The 12900-nt window shown below is 52.3% G+C and carries 10 protein-coding genes; 3 read left to right on the top strand and 7 right to left on the bottom strand.

Annotated features, from left to right (window positions below):
* Positions 1-72 precede the first annotated feature (72 nt).
* Entirely contained in the window at positions 73-1860 is a 1788-nt protein-coding gene (locus AC07N2_RS11210) for an ABC transporter transmembrane domain-containing protein (RefSeq protein ID WP_494778351.1), read from the bottom strand.
* 286 nt (positions 1861-2146) lie between these two features.
* Between AC07N2_RS11210 and egtD the strand changes: the two genes are divergently transcribed.
* Positions 2147-3097: an L-histidine N(alpha)-methyltransferase gene (gene egtD, locus AC07N2_RS11215; RefSeq protein ID WP_494778352.1), complete on the top strand. Its 951-nt coding sequence runs from the start codon at positions 2147-2149 to the stop codon at positions 3095-3097.
* A 114-nt stretch (positions 3098-3211) separates the two neighbouring features.
* Complete coding sequence (egtB, locus tag AC07N2_RS11220; RefSeq protein ID WP_494778353.1) at positions 3212-4423, top strand: ergothioneine biosynthesis protein EgtB; 1212 nt, start codon at positions 3212-3214, stop codon at positions 4421-4423.
* A gap of 43 nt (positions 4424-4466) precedes the next feature.
* Here egtB and AC07N2_RS11225 read toward each other — a convergent pair whose 3' ends face one another.
* From AC07N2_RS11225 to selD, 5 genes are all read right to left on the bottom strand, one after another.
* Entirely contained in the window at positions 4467-4850 is a 384-nt protein-coding gene (locus tag AC07N2_RS11225) for a hypothetical protein (protein ID WP_494778354.1), read from the bottom strand.
* 125 nt (positions 4851-4975) lie between these two features.
* Positions 4976-7333, bottom strand: coding sequence for a fatty acid cis/trans isomerase (locus tag AC07N2_RS11230; protein ID WP_494778355.1), 2358 nt, complete (start codon positions 7331-7333; stop codon positions 4976-4978).
* A 191-nt stretch (positions 7334-7524) separates the two neighbouring features.
* Complete coding sequence (gene leuA, locus AC07N2_RS11235; protein WP_494778356.1) at positions 7525-9198, bottom strand: 2-isopropylmalate synthase; 1674 nt, start codon at positions 9196-9198, stop codon at positions 7525-7527.
* A 397-nt stretch (positions 9199-9595) separates the two neighbouring features.
* Positions 9596-10048 (bottom strand): GNAT family N-acetyltransferase, encoded by a 453-nt coding sequence (locus AC07N2_RS11240; RefSeq protein ID WP_494778357.1) that lies wholly within the window; start codon positions 10046-10048, stop codon positions 9596-9598.
* Positions 10045-11091 carry a selenide, water dikinase SelD gene (selD, locus tag AC07N2_RS11245; protein WP_494778358.1) on the bottom strand — a complete coding sequence of 349 codons (1047 nt, stop codon included), beginning with the start codon at positions 11089-11091 and terminating at the stop codon, positions 10045-10047. The genes AC07N2_RS11240 and selD overlap by 4 nt, the downstream gene beginning before the upstream one ends.
* 121 nt (positions 11092-11212) lie before the next feature.
* On the opposite strand from selD, the gene senA reads away from it, so the two are divergent.
* Positions 11213-12400 carry a selenoneine synthase SenA gene (gene senA, locus AC07N2_RS11250; RefSeq protein ID WP_494778359.1) on the top strand — a complete coding sequence of 396 codons (1188 nt, stop codon included), beginning with the start codon at positions 11213-11215 and terminating at the stop codon, positions 12398-12400.
* 50 nt (positions 12401-12450) lie between these two features.
* On the opposite strand, the gene AC07N2_RS11255 is transcribed toward senA, so the two are convergent.
* Entirely contained in the window at positions 12451-12858 is a 408-nt protein-coding gene (locus AC07N2_RS11255; protein WP_494778360.1) for a YXWGXW repeat-containing protein, read from the bottom strand.
* Between the last annotated feature and the right edge of the window lie 42 nt (positions 12859-12900).

The following is a 12900-nucleotide window of genomic DNA, read 5'->3' on the forward strand; positions in this document are numbered from 1 at the left end:
ATATAACTTTCGCTATATTTCCCGGGAATTCGCTATTTTAACGGGTTAAGCCGCAGGCAGCGGAATCGGCGATCAATGCTGGTTGAATTGCAAGGCGGCCAGGCTGGCATACAGTCCACCGGCCGCGACCAGTGTAGCGTGCGTGCCGGTTTCGACTATCTTGCCGTGTTCCATCACGATGATACGATTGGCGCGCTGTACGGTGGCCAGTCTATGTGCGATGACCAAGGTGGTACGACCGACCATGGCGGCTTCCAGTGCGCCTTGCACCAAACGTTCTGATTCGGCATCGAGTGCGCTGGTTGCTTCGTCCAGCAATAGCAGCGGTGGATTCTTCAGTAGCGCGCGTGCAATCGCAATACGCTGGCGTTGGCCGCCGGATAAGCGCACACCACGCTCGCCGAGGAAGGAGCTATAGCCTTCAGGCAGACGTTCGATGAATTCATGCGCCGCAGCCATGCGGGCAGCTGCAATCACGTCATCGTCACTGGCGTCAGGACGGCCATAGCGTATGTTCTCCATCGCATTGGCAGAAAAAATCACAGTGTCTTGCGGCACGATACCTATCGTATTGCGCAAGTCATGCAAGTCGAGGTCACGGATATCGATGCCATCCAGTTCAATCACGCCTTCCTGCGGATCATAGAAGCGCAATAGCAACTGGAACAATGAAGTCTTGCCGGCGCCGGATGGACCGACGATGGCGACAGTTTCACCCGCTTGAATCGCGACCGACAGATTGGACAGCGCAGGCGTCAACGGGCGAGATGGATAGTGGAAGGTCACCAAGTCCAGCGTCAGCGATGCGCCATTGGCACGCCGTGGCGGCAAGGCGGTAGGCGATGCAGGGGATTTAATGGGTGATTTCTCTGCCAATAACTCAAGCAAACGTTCGGTCGCGCCGGCTGCACGTTGTGCGTCGCCTAGCACTTCGGATAATGCACCGATAGCACCGGCAACAATTGCCGAATAAAGAATGAATTGACCGAGCACGCCGCCGCTCATGGTGCCGTCGATGACAGCATGTGCACCCAGCCACAGTACAAAGACGATGGCGCCAAAGATCAGCAGGATGGCGATCATCGTCAACAAGGAACGTGCGCGTATGCGGCGCATCGCTGTTTTGAATGCGCTCTCTACGGTTTTGCCGAAACGTTGAGCCTCGATTTTTTCATGAGTGTAAGCCTGCACGGTAGGCATTGCATTGAGGATTTCCCCTGCCAGTGCAGACGCATCAGCTACACGATCTTGTGAATCTCGTGACAGCGTACGTACGCGTCGACCAAACCACACGATAGGCAAGACGACGAACGCTAGAGTGATCAAGATGATGGACGACAATTTGATGCTGGTGATGAATAGCATCACCAAACCGCCAGCGAACAGCAACGCATTGCGCAAAGCCATCGAAATGCTGGTGCCTATCAGTGTTTGTATCAGTGTTGTATCGGTCGTAATACGCGACAAGACTTCGCCGCTTTGCGTAGTTTCAAAGAATTGCGGGCTTTGCGTCACCACGTGTGAATACACAGCATTGCGCACATCGGCGGTGACACGTTCGCCCAGCCACGACACCATGTAGAAGCGCGCCGCAGTGGCGATCGCCAACACGCAGGCAACGCCAAACAAGGCGATGAAATAGGTGTTGATGCTGGACGGGTCATGCATGCCGTTGGCGCCAAAGCCCAGATCGATCATTTGCCGGAAGGCATACGGGATCGCCAACGTGGCGGCGGCCGCGACGATCAGCGCAATGCCGGCCAGGGCGAACTGTTTTTTATACGGCAGTAAAAATTTAACCAGGCCGCGTAAAGTGGCGATGCTACCTTTTTGCAATTCTCGGGACGTCTTGATGGTCATGGATACAGTGTTCTGGGTAAAAGATGATGTCAGGAGGCAGAGGCCGCCTGATTCTTGCATTTAAGGCACTGCTGGTATGTAGCCATAAGGCTGGCATGAAGGCGTAGCTTAACACCAGTCAACGCAGCATATTTTTCCGCGTACTTCGTTAAAAAACGCAGAAAACACATTTGTTCTCAGGCAATATGGGGGCGGGCAGGCAGAGCACAACTGTTATCTTTGCCTCGGCAATGAACTGTCACGCCGAAATGGGGTCATTCAGATTCACGCATCACGGGGGAGCAGATTGCTGCAATTCATCCAGTGTACCGAACAGAATGACCAGAGTGTCCGTGACGAGCTGCTCGCGGGCTTGAGCGCAGCACAGGCTTTTACCTCACCCAAGTATCTGTACGATGCCTTGGGTTCCAAATTATTCGAGGCGATCTGTGAGTTGCCGGAATATTATCCAACCCGCACTGAATCTCTTATCTTCAAAACGCATGGCAGGGCGATTGCACAAGCCATAGGCAGTGGTGCTACGTTGATCGATCTTGGCGCCGGTAATTGCGCCAAGGCGGCGCGCCTGTTTCCTGCCTTGCAGCCGGTGCAATATGTGCCGGTCGATATCTCAGTCGGTTTTCTGCGCGATGCACTGCAGCGCTTGCAGCAGCAATTTCCATCTATTGTCATGACTGGTCTGGGGATGGATTTTTCCAGCGAATTGTTATTGCCCGATAGTGTGCGTGAGGAAAAACGTCTGTTCTTTTATCCCGGTTCTTCGATAGGCAATTTCACACCTGAGGACGCACTGGCTTTTCTGCAGCGTATCCGCGCAGCTTGCGGTGAAGATGGTGGCTTGCTGATAGGCGTCGATCTGATCAAGGAAAAATCCATACTGGATGCGGCCTACGATGATGCACTGGGAGTCACAGCTGCTTTCAATCTGAACTTGTTGCGACATCTGAATCATTTGTTAGGTACTGACTTCGATGTGCGGGCGTGGCGTCATCGCGGGTTTTTCAATGACAAAGCCAGTCGTATAGAAATGCATCTGGAAGCAGCGTCAGAGCAAACAGTGCGCTGGCCGCAAGGCGAGCGGCGTTTTGAACGCGGCGAGCGCATACATACCGAAAATAGTTATAAGTACACGCAGCGCAGCTTTACGGATTTGCTGGAGCAGGCGGGCTTTCGTCGCTTGTCGTTCTGGACCGATCCGCAGCAGTGGTTCATGGTGTGCCACGCACATGCGATTTGAGCTGAATAGTTGCTTTGCAGTTCTTGTTTACAGCTTGATTTCGCATTTATTTAATTCGCAGTAAACTGCACAAAGCCGCATCCTGAAACTGTTCCAATAACATGACGGATTGCAATGAACGCACAGACAGAAAATATTCATCTGCTTGCACCGCATCAGAACCTGACGCGTTATATGGCTATACGCGCACGTTCGATCGCCTTGGCAGAGCCGCTGTCGGAAGAAGATTGTGGTGCGCAATCGATGCCGGATGCCAGTCCTATCAAATGGCATTTGGCGCACACCACCTGGTTTTTCGAAACCTTTATCCTTGAACGTTTCGAAGCAAACTTCCAGCCGCATCATCCAGCCTTCCGTGTCCTGTTCAATTCCTATTACAACGGTGTGGGTGACAAGCATGCACGTGCGCAACGCGGCTTGCTGACGCGTCCGCCGTTTGACGAAGTGCTGGCCTATAGACGCGATGTAGATGCACGGATACATGCTTTGCTTGCACAAACATTGCCAGCAGAGGTCATGTCAGAAATGGCGGGTTTGCTGGAACTGGGTTTGCAACACGAACAACAGCATCAGGAATTGATGATGACGGATGTCTTGCATCTGTTCTCGCGCAATCCACTCAAGCCGGCGTATGCCGACTCACTCTATTCGCTAGCCGAAACGGCACCGGCATTGCAATGGCTGTCTTTCGATAGCGGTGTGGTGCAGTTGGGGCATGAGGGTACAGATTTTTGTTTTGATAATGAATTGCCGCGCCATCGGCAGTTTGTTGAGCCGTATGCACTGGCGACACGATTGGTGACGAATCGCGAGTATCTGGCTTTCGTCGAAGCGGGCGGCTATGAGAATCCGGCTTTATGGTTGTCGGAAGGTTGGGATTGGGTGCAGACACAACAAATTTCGCATCCGCTGTATTGGCAGCATGATAGAGGCTGGCATGCATTTTCTCTGCATGGCTTGCGGCCACTCGATTTGAATGCAGCGTTGACACATATTTCTTATTTTGAAGCAGATGCTTATGCACGCTGGAGCGGTGCGCGTCTGCCGACTGAAGCTGAATGGGAACATGCTGCTCGCGAGGCGGGAGACTTGATCCAGTTGTTTGGTACTTGCTGGCAATGGACTAGCAGCAGCTACGCAGCGTATCCCGGTTACCAAGCTGTAGCGGGTGCGCTGGGTGAATACAACGGCAAGTTCATGTCGAATCAGTATGTGCTGCGCGGCTCTTCATGCGTGACGCCGAGTGGACATGAGCGCGTCAGTTATCGGAATTTCTTTCCGGCGACGGCGCGTTGGCAATTTTCCGGGATTCGTTTGGCGCGCTAGATACAGTTACAGGCGGATGCTGATTTCACGCTTGATCATTCAGCTAGTACTTTGAAAACCGGATTCCCAGTTTGTGCTCTATGCTTTCTCCCAGACGTGGCCCCAAGCCAGGTAGAAGCGAGCGCAGGGTTTTAGGCATTTCGCGCAATCCTTCGCGCATTTCCTTGACCATCTTCAAACCGGTTTTATCGTCCATCCCTTTTGCCAGCGCTTCTCGACAACGCACGACGGAAAGTACTATGTCATCCGTCAACATATCCAGTTCATAGTCGTAGGTTTCTCTTAACAGTCCGATCAACCTATCGTAGACGGGCAATAGCTCATACAGATCCGATGCCGCAATGGCTGCGACTTCCTCGGGGGAGGGACGTTTTGCAACGCGTGTGAAGGGCAAGATGTTATTGCCTGCTGCATTCTTCTCGGACATAAGCCTACCCAACCATACTCAGACGATTCCATAGTATGGTTGGCTGGCGAAGCAAGTCAATCGAATTGCCTAAGTGTTTTTGCTTATGGCTTGAGTTGGATAGACGTAGCTTTTTACTCAACTGCTTAACGGAACTCCAGGCGGTTGTAATCCAGTATGCCTGCTTCCAATGATTGCTCCTTGAAGTAGCGTTGATGCAGCGTATCGCTGAATGCCCAGAAATCCTGATTGTCACGACGTACGGCCCAGCGTTTGGTAAAGGCGGCATAGTCGCTTTCCGAACGCAGTCCTTGCAGTGCGGTGATCATCGCTGGCAAGTCCGCAGAGCGGACGCGATAAAAGGCATTCGGATAATTGAAGATGATGCCGGGTGCCAGCGTCAAGGTAGCTTCTTCCGGTATCACTTCTTTCCGCTCACCCAATAGATGGGACACGCTGGCATGCGCCGTATTGCGTATCAGGCTGAATGTTCTGGCTTTGCCGTCGGGCGTATCGATTACCAGCAGCGCAGTTTCCGGCAACCATTGCAATGCCTGGCCCTTGGTCGCTGCGAGTGTCGTCAACGGAGCTTGCAAATATGTTGGTGTTTGCTTCGTCCAGTCCAGATTGGTAGAGATCACGGGTGCGAGTCGTTTTCTCATCTGCTCCAGCAATTCCTTCTTCGGATTATCGGTGACATAGCGAATACCGCTATCGACATCCAAGGTACTGGCTGGGCCACCGTAGACTTGTTCTCGTACAGAAAGACTGTCGCCGCGATACCAGTAGTCACGTGTGGCGATACGCTGAGCCTTGGGCAGCATCAGCAGGAAAGTGGATTCACCTTCTGCACGCAAATAATCCATGTAGAGCCGTGAGTTGAGTTGATGGCCAACGTTGCCATACACATCGTAATTCGCTACCAGCAGATAGTGGATGCGTTCCAGTAATGGGTAGCCTATGACCCAGGCGGTTTTTGGCGTGTCGCCGACAAAGCCTTTGACCACGCTTGCATTGTCAAAATGGCGGAACACGGTTAGTGCTGCGTTGTCGTTATGGCCGTCACCATCCCAGATCAGGTTGAGGTTGATATCAGCCGGTTGTTTGATGACTTTGGCCATCAAGGTGGTGCGTGCTTTCAGGTAATCATTTTCCAGCTTCCCATATTCGAGCCAAGGCACGAGGATGCCGCTGCTGCGATTGCCGGTGGGCAGGCGTGCCAGAGCTGCGCTCTGTTGCAGCAACAGGTCGACCTCTTTATCGTAGGTTTCGGACGGTGCGAGGAAGGTCACCCAGAACTGATCGCGGATGACATTGAGTGCAACCTGGCCGCGACATACAGGCCCTTTGATGAAGCCCATGATGGTGAACTCGGCTTCATCCAGCATGAAGCGATAGCGTGCGCCTACTGGTAACTGGGCGAAGGTGGCAAATGGATTGGCTGCGGTTTCTTCGCTATAACCAGGGAGTTTATCTACCTGATAAGGAACATCGAAAAATAGACTGCGCCAGCGTGTCATGCGTTGTGCATCTAGCCGATAAGGCATGTGAGTTTTGGCGACTATCGCTTCGAGTTCTTCAGTCAGGCGATAGTAGACACGGCCAACATTGGGATTGTCTACCGGACGTGGTGTTGCGATGATTTTTATTGGTTGTCCTGGCGGTGTCGCTGAACGTACCAGTTTGAAATAGCGGCGCTGTTTGTCGTCGTTGAACTCATCGCCGAAATACAGATGCGCTAGGAACAAATGTTCATAGGCATAACGCGCAAACAGTTGTTCTTTCAATGAATCGCCATTGAAGAATTTTTCCCACAGCTTCACTTTTTCCGTTACTGCCGCTGGCAATGCGGGTTGCCCTTCATAAGGCGCACCTCGTTCCAGCCAGTTCGTCATGGTGCGATGCTCTTCCGGCGACAGAGCGGGAAGGCCAAAAGGCATACCGCCTAACGGTGTGCTGCGCTCGTAGGCATCCATTTCGAAATCGGCCGGGCACATGTTTGCGCGGTTTTCCGACAGATCCAGCTTGTTCAGTTTGCTATCGTCAGATGGCCACGGATGTTGCTGCTTGAGTGCCAGCATGCGATGGATCAAGCCGACTGCGCGATTGGCTTCCGGTGTAGACATGTGTTCGTTCAGAACCGGAAAGAAATCGTGCTGGCGCCATTCGGAAGGTTTTTGTGCATCGATATAAAGGCGCGATGGTTCGGCTGCCAGCAGGCGTGTCGCATCATACACAGCGGTTTTGTTGGCACCGCGTGCCAAGCCGTCCCAACTGGTGGTTTTTAGCTGACAGGGCGCGTCATAGCAGGCATGACAAACTACGCAGCGTTGATTGAGTATCGGTTGTATCGTTTGCAGATAGGAATTGTCTACGGGTGGGGGCATCGGCACATCAAAGCGTGTCGGATCTGCCGGGCCATATAAATTATCGATGCGTGAGCTGAGCAGGGTGCTGCAGGCGGCAATCAGTATGACGATGGGTAATAGGATAATCCGACGCATACGACATACCTGAAGAAAAATCTGTAAATGTGACCTTGCCGTATTTTGCCATACGTATCAATTTCAAAGCCAGCAAGCAGTGGCTGGATCAGGTTTGTTGTCGAGAGGGAAAGTTGATCGCATATTGCGGTAATTTCTAGGCGTAAAAAAAGCCGCTGAAACTCAGCGGCTTTTTTTGAAGTTTGCGTAGATCAGGCAGCCTTCATATTCACGGTCAATGCAACATCTCGATTCACTGCGCTCAGCACCGCACGGAACGAGGCCGTCATGATATTGCTGTCGATACCGACACCGAAACGGGTAGGACCATTGTCGACGCGCAGCTCAATGTAGCTGGCAGCATTGGCGCTGGCACCTGCACCGATGGCATGTTCATGGAAATCCATCAGTTTGATATCCAAGCCCAACGCATTGATGAAGGCATCAATTGGGCCGTTGCCAGAGCCGCTTACCGTCACTGGTTTGCCATCTTTTTCCAGCTCGACCTTGATTTGAATTTCATTGCCTTTCGAATCATCGATATGGTGGCTGCGATATTGATAAGGCGTGATGGCAGTCAGATATTCACTGTTAAAAATCTTGTGTATATCGCCAGCAGCCACTTCGCCACCGGTTTCATCGGTGATGCGTTGCACGGCGCGGCTGAATTCGATCTGCAAACGGCGTGGCAATACGAGGCCATATTCCTGTTCCAGCAAATAGGTCATGCCGCCTTTACCAGACTGGCTGTTGACGCGGATCACGGCATCGTAGCTGCGACCGAGATCAGCTGGATCGACAGGCATGTAAGGCACTTCCCAGATTTCGTCAGCTTTCTGTTTGGCAAAGCCTTTCTTGATCGCATCTTGATGCGAGCCGGAGAATGCGGTGTAGACCAAGTCACCGACATAAGGGTGACGTGGATGAACTGGAATCTGATTGCATTCTTCCACGCATTGACGAACTTCATCGATATCGGAGAAATCCAAACCTGGATTGACGCCTTGCGAATACAGATTCAAGGCAAGTGTGACGAGGTCAACGTTACCAGTACGCTCACCATTGCCGAACAAGCAGCCTTCGATACGATCAGCACCAGCCATTACAGCCAATTCCGCTGCGGCGACGCCACAACCGCGATCATTGTGCGGATGGACGCTGAGGATGATGGAATCGCGGCGCGCCAGATTACGGTGCATCCATTCGACTTGATCGGCGTAGACGTTAGGTGTACTGGCTTCTACCGTGCTTGGCAGATTGAAGATCATCTTGCGTTCTGGTGTCGGCTGCCATGCTTCGGACACGGCGTCGCAGACTTCCTTAGCAAAATCGAGTTCAGTCATGCTGAAGGTTTCCGGTGAATACTGGAATACCCATTCTGTTTCTGGATGCGCATCGGTCAATTCGCGGATCAGCTTGGTGCCGGCGACAGCCAATGCTTTCACTTCTTCCTTCGACATATTGAACACAATGCGGCGGAAGGAAGGTGCCGTCGCGTTGTACATGTGCACGATGGCGCGGCGTGAGCCGATGACGGACTCGACGGTGCGGCGGATCAGGTCTTCACGTGCTGGCGTCAAGACTTCAATCGTGACGTCGTCAGGGATACGTTTGCCATCGATCAGTTTGCGCACGAAATCGAAATCGGTTTGCGAGGCGGAAGGGAAGGCGACTTCAATTTCTTTCAGGCCGATTTTCAACAGCATGTCGAAGAAACGGAATTTCTTCTCGTGGTTCATCGGTTCGATCAAGGACTGGTTGCCATCGCGCAAATCGGTGCTCATCCAGATAGGCGGTTTGCTGATGACCTGGTCAGGCCAGGTACGGTCTTTGAGTTGCACGGGTGGGAAGGCGCGGTATTTCGCAGCCGGGTTGGTCAACATCATGATAAATCCTTTAATTCTGTAATCGGGATAAAGCGTCAGGAGTGGCGATATGGGCTACCTGACTGCCACGTGCGCTAGGTCAGGTAACCGATCGGTAGCAATAGCAAAGCCAATGAACGAGCGAACGTCATCCCGGCGAACAAATCGCCATTGATGCGCACTGCTGAAATCGGCTTGATAGGCATGATGGTTACGGGTAACTCGGTTGTACTGCGATATGGACTACGACTGGTAAAACATGTGTGTTGCGTGCAACACAAGGGATCGATACTAGGCTAGTAATAGCGATAGCAGCGTCGATAGCGATGCGCTAGCGATGTGCGATGGTGCGGAAGGAATGTGGTTTGCGTAAGACATGGGGCTAACTTTAGGGGAACAAGGACGTGGCTGTCAAGTTTCATTTATCCAACGGCAGGGTGTAATGCAAGAATTCGTTGTCACGTTGATAACCGGCGGCTTCATACAGTTTCTGCGCCGGGTTGTTGTGCGCGGTTGCCAGTTCCAGTCGCGCAGCACCGTCCGCAATGGCAAATTCCTTGGCCTTTTCCAATAATGCGCGGCCAACGCCATGACCTCGTGCTGTTGTCGAAACGAACAGATCATTCAAGGTCCAGATACGTTTTGCCGCGGTGGATGAAAAGGTCGGGTAGAGCTGAGTAAAGCCTAGTGGTGTAGATGCAACGTCTTCTGCCAGAAAAATCACGGATTCGTTCCGAGTCATGCGCGCATGTATGAAATCACGCGCGACATCGATATCTGCCGCTTCACGGTAAAATTGACGATAAGCGTCAAATAGCGATGCAACTGCGTGTAGATCGTTGATTGTTGCGCTTCGTACCGTGATTGTCATGCAGCTACCTCAACTTTAGCCGCGCCTTTGACCATTTCTCCAATCACTTGCGCATCGGCAAAACCTTCACGATGAAACAGGGCGAGCACTTCGTCGACGCTGGCAGGATCGCATGCGACCAGCAAGCCACCCGAGGTTTGTGGATCGCTCAGTAATGCACGTTGTACCGGTGTGATGGCTGCTGCCAGCGATACATCATGGCCGTACGCATCCCAGTTACGTCCCGATGCGCCGGTGATGCAGCCTTGCTCTGCCAGATGCTGAACATTCGGTAAAAGTGGGATGCTGGGCATATTCAGTTTTGCGCCTAATTTTGCACCGCGTGCGAGTTCGAGCAAATGTCCAAGCAAGCCGAAGCCGGTTACGTCAGTCAGTGCATGTACGCCATCCAGTTTGGATAAAGCCATGCCGGGCTTATTCAATTTGGTGGTGTTCGCGATCATTGCGGCATAACCGTCTGCATCCAGCACATTTTTTTTCAAAGCTGCGGAAAGGATGCCGACTCCCAAGGGCTTGCCGAGTATCAGCTTGTCGCCGGCTTTGGCATCCGCATTGCGTTTGACCTTAGATGGGTGCACCAGTCCAAGCACTACCAAGCCGTAGATAGGTTCGACCGAATCGATAGTGTGGCCACCGGCGATAGGGATGCCGGCTTCAGCGCAAATCGATTCACCACCTTTGATGATCTGACCTATGGTTTCTATCGGCAGTTGATTGATAGGCATGCCGACCAAGGCCAGCGCCATGATAGGCGTGCCGCCCATCGCATAGACGTCGGAGATTGCATTGGTGGCAGCGATACGGCCAAAGTCGTAAGGATCATCGACGATAGGCATGAAGAAGTCTGTAGTCGCGATCAACGCTTGCTCATCATTGAGCTTGTAGACGGCAGCATCATCGGAAGTCTCGATGCCGACCATTAATTCTTTTGGCACAGGGAAGCCGCTGGAGTTCTTCAGAATGTCCGCCAGCACACCAGGTGCAATCTTGCAGCCGCAACCGCCACCATGCGAGAACGAAGTAAGTTTGATTGGTGCATTCATGAATTTCTCTTTTTAAAGTGTGCGTGCTGCTTCTTGGCTGCTTGGCTTTTAGTCGATTTGATATGGCATCATGTCGTATCAATAAAGATGTTTTTATCCATCTGCGACCGGCGTTTATTCAATGACTTCATCTTTTCGCAATGCCACGTCTGAAGAGCTGACCAACGCGCTGCAAGATGCACGTGATTATACGCTGCAGCTTTTTGATTGTTTTTGCGAAGCCGGCTTGGATGTCCCTGCGAATGTGCCGATATCGCCCAACGTTTCTCCACCTTTGTGGACCTTGGGGCATATAGCATGGTTTGCCGAGTGGTATATCTTGCGTGAGGCAGAATCGAGTGCACCGACGGCTGCACAGCGTACCTCGATGCTGACCAAAGGCGATGACTGGTTCGACCCGAATACCTTGTCACATCGTGGTCGCTGGACTCTAGACTTGCCGCGCACCGGTGCCTTGAAAACCTATTGCCATGAAGTGCTGGATCGCGTACTGGACAAGCTCTCGCGTGCAGAAGACGACGATGCTGCACTGTATCCGTATCGCCTGGCATTGGTATATGAAGACATGCGTGCTGAGACGCTGGTTTGCCAAATGCAAACGCTGCGTGTCATGCCTTTGACGCGTCTGGCAGCGCCTGCCTTGCCGAACTGGTCGCAAGGCGAGATTAGTTTCCCCGGCGGCACGATACAGCTAGGCAGTGAAAAAACGGATGACTTCATCTTCGATAACGAGAAGTATGCGCATGCGATGTATGTGCCGGCGTTTACGATGGATTCCACTTTGGTATCGAATGCACAATTCGCCGAATTCATTGCCGATGGTGGTTACGACAATCCGAATTTTTGGAGCAAGGCAGGGCGCGCATGGCTGATGCAACAAGAACGTTCAGCGCCGATTAGCTGGCAGCGTGATGGTCATCGTTGGTGTGCGGAACGCTTTGGTCGATTGATCGTGTTACCTGACCATGAACCTGTACGGCATATCAGTTTGTTTGAAGCTCAGGCATTTTGTCTGTGGGCCCATCGACGTTTGCCGACGGAAGCGGAATGGGAATTTGCTGCAATGTCTGCGCATCCGGCATTGCGCTGGGGCGATCTGTGGGAATGGACTTGTTCGCCATTCGAGCCGTATCCCGGATTCTCTGTTGATGCTTATCGTGAATATTCGGAACCGTATTTCATGACGCATCAAGTGTTGCGTGGTGCCTCATTTGCGACACGGCAAAGAATACGTTCACCTAAATTCAGAAATTTCTATCTACCGGAACGTAGCGACATGCTGGTTGGATTTCGTACCTGCGCTTTGTAACGGAAAGATTTCAACTCAGGAGGCGATATTTATCGCCTCCTGAGCTGGTATTAACAGTTGCCCTTCTTGCCTTGGCCGGGAGGACAGTGATAACCGTTATTTTTGTTGTGGTGTTTGTCTTTGCGATAGTGCTTGTCATGTCTGTTTTGCTGCCATCCACCTTGATGCAAATTCCAGTGACCATGATCCTGGTGCCATTGCGGACGTTGATAGACATAGCCGGGGCGAGCACGTACCCAGTGGCCTTGCGCCCATACGTGTTGATAGCCATTCCAATTCCAGTAACCCGGTGCCCATACATAACCGTGACGTGGCGGCGGCATACGTTCATAACGCAGTGGCGGCGGTGCTGTGCCGATATTGATGCTGACGCTGGTGTGCTGCGCCATCGCTTGCAGTGGTACGACGGCAGTTGCACTGAGCAGAAGAGCGGCGACGCCTAAAAGTAATCGTTTCATGATTTCTTGTCTCGAAAGTGATGATGGGTTCACTATAGCGTT

It is taken from the genome of Herminiimonas sp. GW821-FHT09C12 (assembly GCF_059416385.1).

Bases quoted from the DNA above. Each gene is read 5' to 3' on its own strand.
- AC07N2_RS11210 (WP_494778351.1), bottom strand. From the start codon at position 1,860: ATGACCATCAAGACGTCCCGAGAATTGCAAAAAGGTAGCATCGCCACT.
- egtB (WP_494778353.1), top strand. From the start codon at position 3,212: ATGAACGCACAGACAGAAAATATTCATCTGCTTGCACCGCATCAGAAC.
- AC07N2_RS11225 (WP_494778354.1), bottom strand. From the start codon at position 4,850: ATGTCCGAGAAGAATGCAGCAGGCAATAACATCTTGCCCTTCACACGC.
- AC07N2_RS11230 (WP_494778355.1), bottom strand. From the start codon at position 7,333: ATGCGTCGGATTATCCTATTACCCATCGTCATACTGATTGCCGCCTGC.
- leuA (WP_494778356.1), bottom strand. From the start codon at position 9,198: ATGATGTTGACCAACCCGGCTGCGAAATACCGCGCCTTCCCACCCGTG.
- AC07N2_RS11240 (WP_494778357.1), bottom strand. From the start codon at position 10,048: ATGACAATCACGGTACGAAGCGCAACAATCAACGATCTACACGCAGTT.
- selD (WP_494778358.1), bottom strand. From the start codon at position 11,091: ATGAATGCACCAATCAAACTTACTTCGTTCTCGCATGGTGGCGGTTGC.
- senA (WP_494778359.1), top strand. From the start codon at position 11,213: ATGACTTCATCTTTTCGCAATGCCACGTCTGAAGAGCTGACCAACGCG.
- AC07N2_RS11255 (WP_494778360.1), bottom strand. From the start codon at position 12,858: ATGAAACGATTACTTTTAGGCGTCGCCGCTCTTCTGCTCAGTGCAACT.